We start from the raw sequence: 16443 nt of genomic DNA on the forward strand, positions 1-16443 counted from the left end.
GAGTGCGTACATTCCCAATACCAACGGTTTGATCAACAAATCGCGAAAAGCTGCAGATGACTGGTACCGAATACATCTGCCGATGTTAACCGCATCGGAGCGAGCGCGAGCAAGATCCCATTTGAGATGAGAGGGATTTCGAAAAGCTGCTCCGGTTTTTTTCTGGAGAAAGTTTGATGTCCGACGCCTATAAACACGACCCGAAATCATCGGGCGACGAAACCGAGATTACGAAGGTCGGTGCGCTTGCCGACGGTTTTGCCAACAGCGCTATCAATTCCACTGAAGTCGACGACGGCTCGACCGGTTATGTCGGCGTCGCCAATGGCGACAATCGCGACAATACCGACAACAGCGTCGACGTCGACGTAAAGGCCGACATCGATGTCTCTGCCAATAACGGCAACAACCGCGACAACGAATACGACTGGAGCTACAAGTCCGACGACGACACCAGCACCAAGACCACGACGATCACCGACACCAAAACCGATTACGACTGGAGCTATGACAGCAAGTCGTACAGCGACAACGACACCAAGACGATCACGGACACCGATACGAAGACCGTGACCGACACGGATATCAAGACCATCACGGATACGGACACCAAGACGATCTCCGACAGCAACAATACCGCTGACAGCTTCAACAAGACCGACACCGATTTCGCCGTCATTGATGACGTCAAGGACTTCGACAACCTCGGTGTTGCCGGCCACGACCTCACCTTCAATCTCGGCGACGACTTCTCCTTCACGCTCGACGTCGACAGCATCCTCAACAATTCGCTGAGCGGTGCGGGCAACGACAGCGGCTTCAGCGCCGTCCAGGCCAACCATCTGGCCGACCAGGACAGCGCCTGGAACATCAAGATGGAGAACGAAGGCGCCCAGAACCATTTGAATGCCAATGCCGGCACCGCCGATAGCGCAGAAGGCATGGATATGGACGGCAGGGGCTGGGACCTCAAGGCCGGCGACGACGCCACCGGCACGAGCACGGCGGATGCTTCGGCAATCCTTGCCAATTCCGGCTTCCACCTCGAACTCGTTCAGGGTGCGAACCTGCTCAGCAACACGGTCGACTCCAGCGTCATCGGCGGCAATTCTCATGCCTCCGATGTCGGCGAGGACACCGGCACCTGACACTGACCTCCAAGGACCAAGAGGAACTGCACCGGCGCCCGCCGGTGCAGTTTGACTGCTTGAAAACGGTTTGACGACCACACCATGGCTCCCGGCGGGGCCGCTTCCAAGGCCGATCGTCATTTCGAATGGGAGGGCCGAACCATGCATATCGAGAAGATTTCGGAAATCATTGCGCACTTCATCGGTCTCTTCGAGATGACCACTGAAGAGATGAGAGCGCGCACCAAATATGCCGAAGGCGCGGGGCCGGGCGAAGATGGACCGGCTCTGCCGGATCAGGATGCTTTTACCGCGGCCTTCTCGTCCAATCTGCAGCTCAAGGACTATGATCCCGGTATCATCTACAACAGCGGCAGTTACGAGATCGAATTCGGTCCGGCGCGCCATTTGGGTCGCGTCTTCGAAGAGAGTATCGAGAAGCTGGCGGCAATTGCCGCACGGGACATACCCTTACCGCATTTCGGCGAACCCACCGATATCGTGCTGTCGGATGAGCCGGAGCTTCATGTCTTTGCCGGGCCTGGTTCGGCGATCAGTCATGTCCTTCAGGTCAACGTGCTTTACGACGACGACTATCTCGACATGACGGACGGCATCCATGCTCCCCGGGACACCAGTTTCGTCATCGAGCGGCTGGCGGAGTTCAGCACCGCAGCCGAAATTTACACGCCTTTTGCAAGCCTCCACCGAACCGATACCTATGATGGCGCATCGAAGATCGCCCAGGATATCGAAAACTACATCCAGAATGCCAAGAACACCGAAGACGGTAAAGATAGCAGCGACAGCGAAGCAACCTCGCCTAGCGCCGACGCCGCGCATGATTTCATCCGCATCGACCCCGAGGTGAACGACGCCGTCTACATCAACGGCAAGGTCGAGGCCGCCATCCCTGTGCTCGACGATTTCCTGCCCGACCGCGGTCTCGCCAAGATCCCGGAGGAGCCCGACGACAGCCATTCATCCGTCGAGCAGACCGACCCGAGCGGCAACAGCCTTGACGTCACCGCCGGTGCGAGCTTCGTCGTCAACGTCGCCTCGGTGATCAATACCGGCGTCATCGCCTCGGTCACCGCTGTCATGGGCAATTACCACCAGATCGACGCGGTTTCCCAATCCTTTGTCTACAGCGATGATGACGAGATCGCTTCGGCGCTGCGCTCATCGGGCTATTCGGCCGAGGAGGCCGGAACCGTCGCCAAGAATATCGCCGTCTTCCAACAAAGCAGCTTCGAAGCGAACCACGCCGAAATCGACGCGACCGATCCGACGTTCCCGACCAGCTGGCGCGTCAGTGTCATCGACGGCGATGTCTCCTTCGTGCAGTGGGTCGAGCAGTATCACTTCGTCAGCGACAATGACACGATGACGGTCACCACCTCGGGCTCCGAAACCACGGTTCTGACGGGCGGCAATACCTCCATCAACCTCTCCTCCTTTTTCGGCATGGGCATGCAGTATGATCTGGTGATCATCGGCGGCAATGTGCTCGACATCAACAGCATCACGCAGATCTCGCTGCTCTATGACAATGACTGGGTGCGGGCGGAAGACGGCATCGATCCCGGCGCCGACATCGAGACCGGCAACAACCTGATCTGGAATTTCGCCTCGATCCACAATGTCGGGACGGGCAGCCCGTTCGAGGCGATGCCGGACTATATGGTCGAAGCCCAGAAAGCGATCGAAGATCGCGATCCCAATATGCCGGAAGGGCTGTCTTTCGATGCGAATTTCCAGGGATATGCCGGCCTCAACGTGCTCTACATCACCGGCAATCTCTACGACATGACGATTATCAAGCAGGTGAGCATCCTCGGCGATTCCGATGACGTGACCCTGGCGGCATCGGCGCTCCGCGAGAACAATCCCGATGCGACGATTACGATCGACACGGGCAGCAATGCGATCATCAACATCGCCGAGATCGTCGATTACGACAGTTTCGGCGACACCACTTATCTGGCAGGCCAGCTCTATTCGGACGCCATCCTCATTCAGGGCGGGCTGGTGGAGCACGATACGACACAACCGCAACCGGCCGGCGACAGGCTTGCCAACGAGGTTATCGCCTTCCTCGATGACGACGATCCCGCGGGCGGCGATTCCACTGATGGCGTCATCAATGCCGGGCATGATCTTTCATGGTCGTCGGGGCATCCCGACGTCATGCAAGCCATGGTCGCGTGACCTTGAGTATCGCGGAGGAATCACGATGAACCAGATTTCCAAACAGATCTTCGCAGCCGGCAGCGTCCTCGATCTCAAGTCCGGCAATATTCCCGCCGCTGCGCCGTCGGAGGCCAAAAGGACCAATCTCTGCCTCTCTGCGATCGATGAGGCGGTCGAGAACCTTCGCCGGCTGAGCGGCAGCGCCGCTTCGTCTCCATCGCCATCTCCCGATCGCAGCAAGGAGACGGCCGGCGTTGCAACGAGCGACGCTATGGCGCGCGCAGCCATCGTGCAGATGCCTCTCCTGCAAAAAGCGGTGACGCCGGAAGCCTCGCCGGTCGCCGTCACCATGGCAGAACCGGCGCCTCCTGCGGCGGTGCTGCAGGGCCCGATGCCGGCACAACCGGTGGCAACAAAACCGGCGGAAGCAAAACCGATCGAAGCGGCCCAGCCAACGGTCGAAGCGCGGGCGGCGCCCGAAAAGCCGGCGGAAACCGAGCTCAAATCGAACCCGGCGGCGCCCTTCGGCAAAACCATCGATGGCGACAGGGGGCCGATCAGCGAGAACGACAGGCGGCTACGCAGCGGCGACGGTGGCAATGGCAAGAATTCCGATCCCGGGGGCGGCGGGGGCGGGGGCGGGGGAAGCGGCGGCGGATTTCACAAGCGCAGCGAGCCTGTGAATTTCGCCGCCAGCCTCGCGCGCGGCATGGCCGCGGTCCGCCGCAATATGGCGGTCGTCATGATGTTCACGATCGCCATCAACGTGCTTCTGCTGGCGATCCCGCTCTATCTCTTCCAGATATCCGATCGGGTACTGACCAGCCGCTCGATCGACACGCTCGTCATGCTCTCGATCGCCGTGCTCGGCGCCGTGCTGCTGCAGGCCTTCATGGACTCGGTGCGGCGCTTCATCCTGATGCGCACCGCAGTGGAACTCGAAGTGCAGCTCGGCGCGCCGATCCTCAGCGCTGCGGCGCGGGCATCGCTGCATGGCAGCGGCAAGGACTATCAGACGCTGCAGGACCTGCAGCTGCTGCGCGGCTTCCTGACGTCAGGCACGCTGATCGCATTTCTCGACGCACCGCTGATGCCGTTCTTCGTCGTCGTCGTCTATTTCGTGCATCCGCATCTCGGCATCATCATCCTGACCTGCTGCGCGGTGCTTTTCCTGATCGCCTATCTGAACCAGAAATTCACCGCCCGCCAATTTGCCGAATCCAGCGGCTATCTCAGCCGGGCGAATTTCCACCTCGATTCCATGTCGCGCAATTCGCAGATCATCAACGCGATGGCGATGATCCCCGAGGCCGTGAAGATGTGGGGCCGCGAGACGGCGGGCTCGCTGAAATCGCAGGTCGAGGCACAGGACCGCAATATCATCTTCTCCGGCATATCGAAGGCCTGCCGCATGATCACCCAGGTCACCCTGCTCGGCTGGGGCGCGCATCTGTCGCTCTCCGGCGAGCTGACCGGCGGCATGGTGATCGCGTCGTCAATCATCTCGGGACGGGCGCTGGCACCGATCGAAGGCGCCATCGAAGGCTGGCACCAGTTCAACCGGTCGGCCGCCGCCTATTCCAGGATCAAGAGCCTGCTCTTGAATTCGCCGTTGAACTTCCCGCGTCTGCGGCTTCCCAACCCCGAAGGCCGGCTCGATGTCGAACGCATTCTCTTCGTGCCGCCGCCGCAGAAGAAGGTCATTCTCAACGGCATCTCCTTCTCGCTCAGGAAGGGGGAGTCGCTGGCGATCATCGGCAATTCAGGGTCCGGCAAGACGACGCTTGGCAAAATGCTTGTCGGCTCGATCGTGCCCACATCGGGCAATGTGCGCCTCGACCTGATGGATCTGCGCAATTGGGACCAGCGCCAGTTCGGCGAGAGCATCGGCTATCTGCCTCAGGACGTGCAGCTCTTTCCCGGCACGATCAAGGCCAATATCTGCCGCATGCGCGACGATGTCGAGGATCGCCAGATCTACGAGGCCGCGGTGCTGGCCGACGTGCATGAACTCATCGCCGGCTTTCCACAGGGCTACGAAACCATCGTGGCGGCCGACGGCGCTCCGCTGTCGGGCGGCCAGAAGCAGCGTATCGCGTTGGCCCGCGCCTTCTTCGGCAATCCCAAATTCGTGGTCCTCGACGAGCCGAATTCGAACCTCGATACCCAGGGTGAGGCTGCCCTTGCCAAGGCACTGATCCACGCCAAGAAGCAGGGCATCACCACGGTGACCATCACCCAGCGCCCGGCTCTGCTCCAATGCGTCGACAAGATCCTCGTGCTCAAGGAGGGCACTGTCGCCATGTTCGGGGAAAGGATCGAGGTGCTGCAGGCGCTGTCCAAGAACAACGGCAATAGTAGTCAACAAACACCGCGCATCGAAGGGTGAACGACATGGGACGGAAAAATCAGGAGACGGCCGGTCCAGCCCAGCTCGAATGGTATAGTGACGTGCCGCGCTCGATCCGGATGCACAGCATCGTCGGCCTGACGGTTCTTTTCACCTCGTTCGGAGGCTTCGGCTACTGGGCTGCGACCGCCCCGCTCGCCTCCGCCGTCATCGCGCAGGGGAGCTTCGTTGCAACCGGTAAGAACAAGATCATCCAACATCTGGAAGGCGGCATCATCAGGGAAATGCGCGTCAGCGAAGGCGACACGGTGAAGGAAGGCGATGTCCTGCTGACCCTCGACACCACCGCATCCCGCTCGAACGAACGGATGCTGCAGCTTCGCCGCCTGCGCCTGGAAGCCGTCGTCGCAAGGCTGCGCGCCGAAGCACAGGGCCTGCGCGAATTCCAGTTTCCCGATATCGTGACGAAGGAGGCGGGCGACCCCGACATCAACGCGATCATCCAGAGCCAGAACGTCGTCTTCCACAGCAAGCAGATCAAACTCGAAGAGCAGCTCAACCTGATCGAGAAGAACATCAAGTCGCTGGAATACCGTTTCGCCGGCTATAAGGGCCAACGAGAATCCTTTGAAAGGCAAATGGCGCTGCTGACCGAGGAACGCGATTCCAAGGCCCGGCTAGTCAAGGTCGGCTATATGCGCAAGACCGATCTGCTGGCGATCGAGCGGGCGATCGCCGATGCGATGGGCGACATTTCTCGGCTGAACGGCGAACTCAACGAGAGCGAGGCGGAGGTTGCCAAATTCCGCCAGGAAGCCATCATCGCCGTCAATTCCAACAAGCAGGCGGCGCTCGATGCGCTCGAAACCGCCGAATCCGATCTGGACAGCGTGCGCCAGCAGATGCGTGAGGCTGCCGGCGTGCTGGAGCGCACTACCATTCGCTCACCGGTGACGGGCACGGTGGTGCGCTCTTATTTCCACACCGCCGGCGGTGTCATCACCACGGGCAAGCCGATCATGGAGATCCTGCCGGCACATGTGCCGCTGATCCTGGAAGCGCAGGTGCTGCGCACCTCCATCGACCAGCTGCGGGAGGGAGAAACGGCCTCGATCCGCCTGACGGCGCTCAATCGGCGGACGACGCCGGTCCTGGAGGGTAAGGTCTTCTACGTCTCGGCCGACTCGATCGAGGAAAATTCGGGGGTTTCGGTCAAGGACGTCTATATCGTGCGTGTTCAAATACCGGACTCCGAGATTGCGCGGGTGCATAATTTCCATCCCGTTCCCGGCATGCCGGCCGAAGTGCTGATCCAGACGTCGGAACGGACCTTCTTCGAATATATCAGCAAACCGATCACCGACAGCATGTCCCGGGCTTTCAAGGAACGCTGATCGCGGAGATCGCAAACGACGGCGGTCCGTTAAATACAGGGGATTTGTCCGTTGTTCTGATATGGCATCGGCATGTATCATCCCTTCGGGATGGATCATCCCCTTTGGGGAAGAAAGGGCGAGCATGGCGGCGATGTCCGATGTCCTGCTGCGGGTCGGGCGCCTGAACTATGTCTGGACGAATACCGAAAGTCTGCTGATCTACATCATCGCCCATCTGTTGCGGGTCGAAAAGGATGCGGCCATCGTCGTGTTCCTGACCCTCAATACGACACGGGCACGGATCGATCTCGTCGAACGGCTTGCCAAACTCGCCTCGACCTCGCCTTCCGACCGCAAGGCAATTCTTTCAGCCATGTCGCGGCTGAAGAAGGAATCCAAGACCCGCAACAAGTACAACCACTGCATCTATTCCTTCGACGAGAAGGGGGAGATTTCGAGCACGCAGCTGATGCGGCTGGTCGAGGACGACAAGGAGATCCGCTACGGCAAGGTCGAGCAGATGGATGCACGCGAGATCGACCTTCTGGAGAAGTCGATCGCCGAAATCGTCGCCATCAGCCGGGCGCTCTGGGCCTTCATTCATGCGAGCCCGCAGATCTCCGGCGAGCTCTAATCTAATCCTTCTGTATGAGTCATTCCAGACCGTCGCACACTTTCGGGCGATGGGACTCGAGGCCCGGCATCGCGTACAGCGCGCCTAGCCCTATGTCTTTGAATTATTACCAGAAACAGATTGCGATTTGAGGTTATTTGCCGGCTCAAAACTAATCACATTTAAGCGCTTCAAATCATCCTGACGGTTTATTTGAAGATCGGTGTTTCCCATTAGAATGAAAGCTCCCGAGTGACGTATGGGGTATTGGGGGGCGGACATGCGCATAGATATCATCGACACCATTGCCGGGTTCGAGGCGCTACGCGACAATTGGGATCAGGTCTTTATGGACGATCCCGATGCGCAGCATTTCCTCTCCTGGATCTGGCTGAAGAATTATCTGTCCCGTCGGCGTCGCTGGTTCATACTCGCGCTTCGCGAGCGTGATCCGGACGCGCCTTATGTGGCTTTTTTTCCCTTACGGCTGATCACGCATCTGAACGAGAAGACCGGGCAATTCTACGACGAGATCATCATGGCCGGCAATTTTGCCGCCGATTACACCGGCTTCATCGTCAGGCCGGATTATGAGCATCATGCCATTGCCGGCTTTGCCTCGTTTATCAAACATCAGAACTGGACGGACCTGAAGCTCGAATATTTCTGTGGCCCGGCCGGGCGGCGCGAGAAGATGATCGCGGCGCTGCGGGGGCCGGAGGTGATGTTTCGCGACAGCTCGCCGAAAAACAGCGAGAATATCGACAATACGATCTGCCCCATCGTTCCCCTGCCGGCAAGCTTCCACGATTATCTCGAGCAGCGCATGAGCAGCCAGACGCGCCAGAAGCTCCGGCGGTTTCTGCGCAAGGTCGAGGGAGACGATATCTACCGGATCACGATGGCGAGCCCTAAGACCATCGAGCGCGACCTGGACATCCTCTTCAATCTCTGGCGAGCCAAGTGGAGCGCCCGCAAAGGCACGGAGCGGACCGAGCGGCTGATCATCACCACGCGCGAAATGCTGATGGATTGCTTCAACAGCGGCAATCTCGACGTGCCGGTCCTCTGGCATGGCGACCAACCGCTCGGCGCGCTGGCGAATATCGTCGACCGGCAGAAAAAGGCGATCCTCTTCTATATCACCGGCCGCGACGAGACATGGAAGACGCCGTCTCCCGGTCTCATCCTGCATGGCTACTGCATCCGGCGGGCGATCGAGCAAGGCTTCAAGACCTACGACTTCCTGCGCGGAAACGAGCCCTATAAATATATGTTCGGGGTCGAGGAACGACGGATCAGTTGCACCCTGTTCCGCACCCGCAACGGCCAGAATCTGCATGGCGCGCTCAACCCGCGGAGCGTTCGTTTCGTCTACGAACAGGCGCTCGACATGTACCGGAACGGTGCCCGTGGGAAAGCCGAGATCGCCTTCAATCAGGTCCTGCAATCGGTTCCGGGCCATACCGGCGCGGAATTCGGGATCGCCAATCTGCTGTTTGACCGGGGCAAGCTGACGGAGGCCCTGGCTGCCTATAAGGCGCTCGCCGAGCAAGCGCCCGATCCGACGCCGATCCGGATGCGGCTCGGCGACACGCAGCTTGCGCTGCATCAATACGACCAGGCCGCCGAGACGTTCCGCCGGGTCGGCGAGGCCGGGCCGCATCTCATCCAGGCGCATTACAAGCGTGGCATCGCTCTTGCGGCCGGCAAACGACTGGCCGAGGCGGAGGCCGTTTTCGCCGCGATCCAGGACTTCCATTCGGACGATCCGGCCGCACTCGACTATATCACCAAGGCAACTGCCGCCCTCGAACTTATCCAGGCGCGTGCCGAGCCGCACAAGACGGATGTCGTGCCGGAGACCATCGCCCGCTGGAGCCGGGGTGGGCTGCTCGGCGAACGACGCCGGCCACGGCTGCACTGACGAGATCATCGCCGGCGGCGAAATGCGTTCGGGCGGCTCCTGGACGCGCAACCGCCGTGGTCTTTGATTTTGAGCGACGTTCGTTGCTAAAAGGGGTGCAAGCCTATTTTGCAACTCCTCAGTGGAAACTCATGCAGACCAATGCAGATGGCGCCGAAAGGGAACGGCTTCTGGCCATCCTCGATTTCTGGCACAAGATCGAGTTCTTCATTCCCTACGATCTCTCCAGCCGTATCGTCGCAGGTGAAGGACGAAGTGTCTTCTGGCTGCATGCAAGGACGCTCGACGATGACGGCGCCGCGCTCAGCCGCCCAGCGATCCCCGAGGAGAAGCAGATCACGGGTTTTACCCTGTTCCTCGGCGTTTTCGGCAAGTCCGAAATTACCTCTGTCCGCCGGCACTTCGATAGCGTTGCGGCCGATTTCGCCGAGTATGAGGATGCCGAACGCGGCGATCTCGATGGCGATACCTGCTTTGCCAGCTTGCAACTGACGCCTTCGGGGCAGCCGATTTTCGAAACATTTTCCGTATCCACGCTTCCATGGGCGCTGGGACGTGTGCGCAAATCCGGCCTCGCCGCGCTCAGCCACCAGGCATTTGCCGACAGCAAGCGGCAGTTGACGGAATTGCTTCAGAATTTTCGGGCGCAGCGGCAGCTGAGACCTTCATCCTTGGACGACGATGCCGATCAGCCGCTCGATGCCGGCGAAATCCTGACGCTGCATGAACTGCTCTGCGATTGGGCTGGCTTTGCCTCGCGTCAGGAGAAGCCGATCGCCGCCGTTGAAATCCGCTACAAAGACAGGGCGGAAAGGCCTGACGTCCTCTCGCTGCCGCCGCAGCAGGAGAGCCATGCGCCGGATGCCGATAATGAGGAGGATGAGAGCGCAAGTATCGAGGACGAGATCGGCATCCTGAACAGCTTCTTCATCGAGGATATCGAGCGGGCGATGATGCATGTCAAACACGGCGATATTCCCGAGCCGCTCAGGCGATATCTCACCCCGCTTGCCCCGGAGAAGCGGATCGACCTCTATTCGGAGGATGGGCGCCGGGCGATTGTCCGGGCCCTGCATCCGGGAAATCTCAACCGCGGACGCTGGCTCAGCGAACCCCATCACGCGATGAGTCTCATGCAGCAATTCGCCATCAATTCGGCCATCGGCGAGCTTTCGGAAACCGGGCTTTTCTCGGTCAACGGCCCACCAGGGACGGGAAAGACGACCCTGCTTCGCGACATGTTCGCGGACAATCTCGTTCGGCGCGCCCGCGTGCTCTCCTCCTTGAAGACGGCGCGCGACGCCTTTGAGGGATCGCCGCGCCGCGCCATCTTCGCCGACCGCAGCACCGCCTCCATATCGGCGCTGATCCCGGCTCTTACTGGTTTCGAAATGGCCGTCGCCTCCTCCAACAATGCCGCCGTGGAGAATATTTCGCGCGATCTTCCCAAGCGGAGCTCGATCGCCAGGACATCTTCACTCGAATATCTGCAGACGGTCGCGCACAAGATCGCTTGTCAAAAGGACAATGGCGCCACCGTCAAGCTCGCGGACGGCGATCGGCCATGGGGACTGATCGCCTGCGCGCTCGGCAATGCCAGGAACCGCCGGGCCTTCAAGGAACGTTTCGCCTTCATGGAAATCACCGAAAGGCCGAACCCCGGCTGGTCCGGTGCCGCCAAGCCGCAGACCATCTGGGAATGGCGAGACGATTACGAAGGGCCGAGCTTCGCCGAAGCATCGTCGGCCTTTCGTGCCGCCGACGAGCGGGTCCGCGACAAGATAGGTCAATATGCACGCTATGCCGATCTCCATGACGACATCGCCCTGGTTTCGCAGGATGCGTTCTGCAGCGATGCGCTTGAACGGGTCGGGGCAGCCGCCGCCGAACTTCGGCGCGCGCAGGAGCGCTACGATATGGTGGCGGCCGAGATGCTGCGGATCGGGCAAAAATTGTCGGATCTGAAGGAGGAGGAACATCTGCTCGACCGCAGCGCGCCTGCCTGGTGGGAGCGGGTGCTGCCCAATACCCCCGCCCGGCAGCATCGGCAGGATGTCGGCGCCAATGCGCGCCGGCAACTGGACTTGCGCAAGGCGCTGGCGGACTGCGAGCATCATCTTGCGAAAACCTATGAACCTCAGCTGGAACAGGCTTTGCGAGAACATGAGCGGGCTGAACAGGCACTGCGGTCACGGCAGAAAATCTGGGTAAGGAAAAGAGAGGAATTCGACCGTCTGGGCGAAGTTCTCGGTCATCCCGCCATGCCCGGGTCTCTCGCCGATCTGGAGACCGACCGCTTCCAGATCGACGGTCTCTGGCATCAGGACGAGTTCGCAGGCCTGCGATCGGCATTGCTGGAGGCAGCGTTGACGCTGCATGAAGCATGGCTGGCGGAGGTCGGCAGGAAGGGCGGCGGTTTTGGCGGAAACATCGTCGCCATCAGCAAACTGCTGTCCAACAACAGTCCCGTCGACGACCAGCACATTGCATTGATCTGGCAGAGCCTTTTCATGATCGTTCCCATCGTCTCGACGACATTCGCGTCCTTCGCCCGGCAGTTCCGCGGGCTTGAAGCCGGTTCGATCGGCTGGGTCTTCATCGACGAAGCCGGTCAGGCAGTGCCGCAAGCGGCGGTCGGGGCCCTGCTGCGGGGACGTCGCGTCATGGCGATCGGCGATCCCCAGCAGATCGAGCCGGTCTTTGTCCTTCCCAGCGCGCTGATCACCGCCATTTCGGCTCTCTCACCCCACACGGCGGCAGGACAATATTCGCCGAACCGGGCGTCGGTTCAGATGCTCGCCGATGCCGCCAACCGCTACGGAACGACCGTCCCCGGCGAGGAAGCGGACGGGCTCTGGATCGGCTGCCCTCTCAGAGTGCATCGGCGCTGCATCGATCCGATGTTCGGCCTCGCCAACCGGATCGCCTATCAGAACAAGATGGTATTCGGGCTGGACAAACGCCGACCGGCCGGCGACGCGCCGCCATTTTATGGCGACAGCGCCTGGATCGACGTCAGGGGCCGGGTATCGGGCAAGCAGACCGTTGCCGAACAGACCGACTTCATCGTCGATGTCCTCACTGCCACCTATCGTCGCGACGGCGCATTGCCGGATCTGTATGTCATTTCGCCCTTCAAGGAGATCAAAAACAGCCTGAAGCGGTCTCTGACCCATGCAGCATGGGTCGATCGCCACGGAAATACGCGCTCTCCATCGAAACTGTCGCGATGGCTACGGGAACGGATCGGCACGGTGCATACCTTCCAAGGCAAGGAGGAAGACATCGTCTTCATGGTACTCGGCGCCGATGCCGAGAATAGCGGGGCGGCGGCCTGGGCAGCGTCGAAGCCGAACCTCCTGAACGTGGCGCTGACACGCGCCAAGCGCCGCTTTTATATCGTCGGCGACCGTACTCTCTGGCAAACCTTACCGTATTTCAGGGAGACAGCGAATGCCTTGGAGACGATGAAGGCAGCAGAATTCCTGGCTCGAAATGGGCTGGACTGAAGGATCGGGATATTGCCAGCGCGCTGAGTTCTTTCCCGACCACTGTGCACAAACGCAAAAGCCCGCCGAGAGGCGGGTTTTTGCGTATTGGCAGTCGAGAATTTGGTTGCGGGATCAGGCTTTGCTGTTTTTCTGTCCCGCTTCGTCGGCTTTGCCTCCTTGCGGTCCCCTGACGAGGCGTTAACTCCTCGACCCGTTACCAAACAAAAAGCCCGCGCTGAGGCGGGCTATTTGTTTGGTTGCGGGGGCAGGATTTGAACCTGCGGCCTTCAGGTTATGGTGAGCTTTGCGAACGAGGAGCTACCATCGCCAGGGAAAGCGAAGCTTTTCCGCCAGCGATAACTGGTCTGGGTAGCTTGGCATAGGACAAAGGAATTTGGTTGCGGGGGCAGGATTTGAACCTGCGGCCTTCAGGTTATGAGCCTGACGAGCTACCGGGCTGCTCCACCCCGCGCCATGATGAGCTGTCTGGGCATGCCCGGACTTTTTGTTTGCCGGTCCTCGAAGGCTTTGCCTTCTGCGGTTCGGCGGGGGCTGCTCCACCCTGCGGTATATATTAACACAAAAGGCCGCTTTGTGAGCGGCCCTTTGATCGGCTTTGGGCCGTTGGTCTGTGATGAGAAGATTTTATATCATGAAGTTGCGTTTTGCAGACCTGGCAGCGACCTACTCTCCCGCGTCTTAAGACGAAGTACCATGGGCGCAGGGGCGTTTCACGGCCGTGTTCGGAAAGGGAACGGGTGCAGCCACCCCGCCATAACCACCAGGTCGGCAAAGCGCAACTTATGTTTGAGAAGCTGGTGATGTTTTCACATCGTTTATTTGAACACGTCTTCAAGCATCATCGAACTTTGTTCGATGAGCACAGTCAATGAGAACGATCAAGCCGATCGAGCTATTAGTACCGGTAAGCTTCATGCGTTGCCGCACTTCCACACCCGGCCTATCAACGTGGTCGTCTTCCACGGCTCTGATAGGGAATACTCGTTTTCAGGTGGGTTTCCCGCTTAGATGCCTTCAGCGGTTATCCCGTCCATATATAGCTACCCTGCTATGCCCTTGGCAGGACAACAGGTCCACCAGAGATATGTCCATCCCGGTCCTCTCGTACTAGGGACAGATCCTGTCAATATTCCTACACCCACGGCAGATAGGGACCGAACTGTCTCACGACGTTCTGAACCCAGCTCACGTACCGCTTTAATTGGCGAACAGCCAAACCCTTGGGACCTGCTCCAGCCCCAGGATGCGATGAGCCGACATCGAGGTGCCAAACAACCCCGTCGATATGGACTCTTGGGGGTCATCAGCCTGTTATCCCCGGCGTACCTTTTATCCGTTGAGCGATGGCCCTTCCACGCGGGACCACCGGATCACTATGACCGACTTTCGTCTCTGCTCGACTTGTCAGTCTCGCAGTCAGGCGGGCTTATGCCATTGCACTCGACGACCGATTTCCGACCGGTCTGAGCCCACCATCGCGCGCCTCCGTTACTCTTTCGGAGGCGACCGCCCCAGTCAAACTACCCACCATACACTGTCCCGGACCCGGATGACGGGCCGCGGTTAGACATCCATGACGATAAGGGTGGTATTTCAAGGATGGCTCCACGGAAACTGGCGTCCCCGCTTCAAAGCCTACCACCTATCCTACACATGCCGACACGAATGCCAGTGTAAAGCTATAGTAAAGGTGCACGGGGTCTTTCCGTCTGACCGCAGGAACCCCGCATCTTCACGGGGAATTCAATTTCACTGAGTCTATGTTGGAGACAGCGGGGAAGTCGTTACGCCATTCGTGCAGGTCGGAACTTACCCGACAAGGAATTTCGCTACCTTAGGACCGTTATAGTTACGGCCGCCGTTTACTGGGGCTTCGATTCAAAGCTTGCACCTCTCCTCTTAACCTTCCAGCACCGGGCAGGCGTCAGACCCTATACGTCGTCTTGCGACTTCGCAGAGCCCTGTGTTTTTGATAAACAGTCGCTACCCCCTGGTCTGTGCCACCCCACAAGAGTTGCCTCATATGGGGTCACGCTTCTTCCGAAGTTACGCGTGCAATTTGCCGAGTTCCTTCAACATAGTTCTCTCAAGCGCCTTGGTATACTCTACCTGACCACCTGTGTCGGTTTCGGGTACGGTCTATACGGTGGAGCTATTTCCTGGAACCGCTCCGCTGCCCTGATAATCCAATAAACCAGAACAACTTGTGCAATCCGTCACTACCACCAGGCCCACGAATATTAACGTGGTTCCCATCGACTACGCATTTCTGCCTCGCCTTAGGGGCCGGCTAACCCTGCTCAGATTAACTTTAAGCAGGAACCCTTGGTCTTTCGGCGAGAGGGTCTCTCACCCTCTTTATCGTTACTCATGTCAACATTCGCACTTCCGATACCTCCAGGAGCCCTCACGGGTCTCCCTTCATCAGCTTACGGAACGCTCCGCTACCACGTGTATTGCTACACATCCTCAGCTTCGGTGCATGGCTTCAGCCCCGTTACATTTTCGGCGCAAAGACCCTTATTTAGACCAGTGAGCTGTTACGCTTTCTTTAAATGATGGCTGCTTCTAAGCCAACATCCTGGTTGTTTTGGGATCCTCACATCCTTTCCCACTTAGCCATGACTTGGGGACCTTAGCTGGAGGTTAGGGTTGTTGCCCTTTTCACGACGGACGTTAGCACCCGCCGTGTGTCTGCCGAGTAGTACTCCCCGGTATTCGGAGTTTGGTTAGGATCAGTAAGACGGTGAGTCCCCATAGCCCATCCAGTGCTCTACCCCCGGGGGTATTCGCTCGACGCTCTACCTAAATAGATTTCGCGGAGAACCAGCTATTTCCGAGTTTGATTGGCCTTTCACCCCTAGCCACAAGTCATCCCAATCTATTGCAACAGATGCGGGTTCGGTCCTCCAGTTGGTGTTACCCAACCTTCAACCTGCTCATGGCTAGATCACTCGGTTTCGGGTCTAATGCAACAAACTATATCGCCCTATTCAGACTCGCTTTCGCTTCGCCTACACCTACCGGCTTAAGCTTGCTTGTTACACTAAGTCGTTGACCCATTATACAAAAGGTACGCCGTCACCCTTGCGGGCTCCGACTGTTTGTAGGCATCCGGTTTCAGGTTCTATTTCACTCCCCTTGTCGGGGTGCTTTTCACCTTTCCCTCACGGTACTTGTTCGCTATCGGTCATGCACGAGTACTTAGGCTTGGAGAGTGGTCTCCCCATGTTCAGACAGGATTTCTCGTGTCCCGCCCTACTCTAGGACAATCATGATATCTACGCGTACGGGGCTGTCACCCACTACGGCCGCACTTTCCAGAGCGTTCCACTTTAATCA

Annotated in this window: 7 protein-coding genes, 1 tRNA gene and 2 rRNA genes (1 of these 10 cut by a window edge); 7 read left to right on the forward strand and 3 right to left on the reverse strand. The window is 59.0% G+C overall.

What is annotated here, in order from left to right:
• The first annotated feature begins 176 nt into the window (after positions 1 to 176).
• The 7 genes from ATY75_RS02820 (at position 177) to ATY75_RS02850 (ending at position 13098) form a co-directional block, all read left to right on the forward strand.
• Positions 177 to 1148, forward strand: a complete 972-nt coding sequence (locus tag ATY75_RS02820; RefSeq protein ID WP_088936389.1) for a fibrinogen-binding protein — start codon at positions 177 to 179, stop codon at positions 1146 to 1148.
• Positions 1149 to 1292: 144 nt separating this feature from the next.
• Complete coding sequence (locus tag ATY75_RS02825; protein WP_088936406.1) at positions 1293 to 3341, forward strand: hypothetical protein; 2049 nt, start codon at positions 1293 to 1295, stop codon at positions 3339 to 3341.
• Positions 3342 to 3366: 25 nt separating this feature from the next.
• Positions 3367 to 5712, forward strand: a complete 2346-nt coding sequence (locus tag ATY75_RS02830) for a type I secretion system permease/ATPase (RefSeq protein ID WP_088936390.1) — start codon at positions 3367 to 3369, stop codon at positions 5710 to 5712.
• A gap of 5 nt (positions 5713 to 5717) precedes the next feature.
• The gene (locus ATY75_RS02835; RefSeq protein ID WP_064835532.1) at positions 5718 to 7067 is read left to right on the forward strand and encodes an HlyD family type I secretion periplasmic adaptor subunit; all 1350 of its coding nucleotides are present in this window, start codon (positions 5718 to 5720) and stop codon (positions 7065 to 7067) included.
• Positions 7068 to 7191: 124 nt separating this feature from the next.
• Complete coding sequence (locus tag ATY75_RS02840) at positions 7192 to 7683, forward strand: hypothetical protein (RefSeq protein ID WP_049731340.1); 492 nt, start codon at positions 7192 to 7194, stop codon at positions 7681 to 7683.
• A gap of 259 nt (positions 7684 to 7942) precedes the next feature.
• Positions 7943 to 9589, forward strand: a complete 1647-nt coding sequence (locus tag ATY75_RS02845; protein ID WP_088936391.1) for a GNAT family N-acetyltransferase — start codon at positions 7943 to 7945, stop codon at positions 9587 to 9589.
• 131 nt (positions 9590 to 9720) lie between these two features.
• Complete coding sequence (locus tag ATY75_RS02850; RefSeq protein WP_088936392.1) at positions 9721 to 13098, forward strand: DEAD/DEAH box helicase; 3378 nt, start codon at positions 9721 to 9723, stop codon at positions 13096 to 13098.
• Positions 13099 to 13475: 377 nt separating this feature from the next.
• On the opposite strand, the gene ATY75_RS02855 is transcribed toward ATY75_RS02850, so the two are convergent.
• The 3 genes from ATY75_RS02855 to ATY75_RS02865 form a co-directional block, all read right to left on the reverse strand.
• Positions 13476 to 13552, reverse strand: a tRNA-Met gene (locus ATY75_RS02855).
• A 199-nt stretch (positions 13553 to 13751) separates the two neighbouring features.
• A 5S ribosomal RNA gene (gene rrf / locus ATY75_RS02860) occupies positions 13752 to 13866 on the reverse strand.
• A gap of 109 nt (positions 13867 to 13975) precedes the next feature.
• Positions 13976 to 16443 (reverse strand): 23S ribosomal RNA (locus ATY75_RS02865) (it continues 411 nt past the right edge of the window).

Source organism: Rhizobium sp. N122 (assembly GCF_002211295.1).
Lineage (GTDB): Bacteria > Pseudomonadota > Alphaproteobacteria > Rhizobiales > Rhizobiaceae > Rhizobium.

Bases quoted from the DNA above. Each gene is read 5' to 3' on its own strand.
- ATY75_RS02830 (WP_088936390.1), top strand. From the start codon at position 3,367: ATGAACCAGATTTCCAAACAGATCTTCGCAGCCGGCAGCGTCCTCGAT.
- ATY75_RS02820 (WP_088936389.1), top strand. From the start codon at position 177: ATGTCCGACGCCTATAAACACGACCCGAAATCATCGGGCGACGAAACC.
- ATY75_RS02840 (WP_049731340.1), top strand. From the start codon at position 7,192: ATGGCGGCGATGTCCGATGTCCTGCTGCGGGTCGGGCGCCTGAACTAT.
- ATY75_RS02845 (WP_088936391.1), top strand. From the start codon at position 7,943: ATGCGCATAGATATCATCGACACCATTGCCGGGTTCGAGGCGCTACGC.
- ATY75_RS02825 (WP_088936406.1), top strand. From the start codon at position 1,293: ATGCATATCGAGAAGATTTCGGAAATCATTGCGCACTTCATCGGTCTC.
- ATY75_RS02850 (WP_088936392.1), top strand. From the start codon at position 9,721: ATGCAGACCAATGCAGATGGCGCCGAAAGGGAACGGCTTCTGGCCATC.
- ATY75_RS02835 (WP_064835532.1), top strand. From the start codon at position 5,718: ATGGGACGGAAAAATCAGGAGACGGCCGGTCCAGCCCAGCTCGAATGG.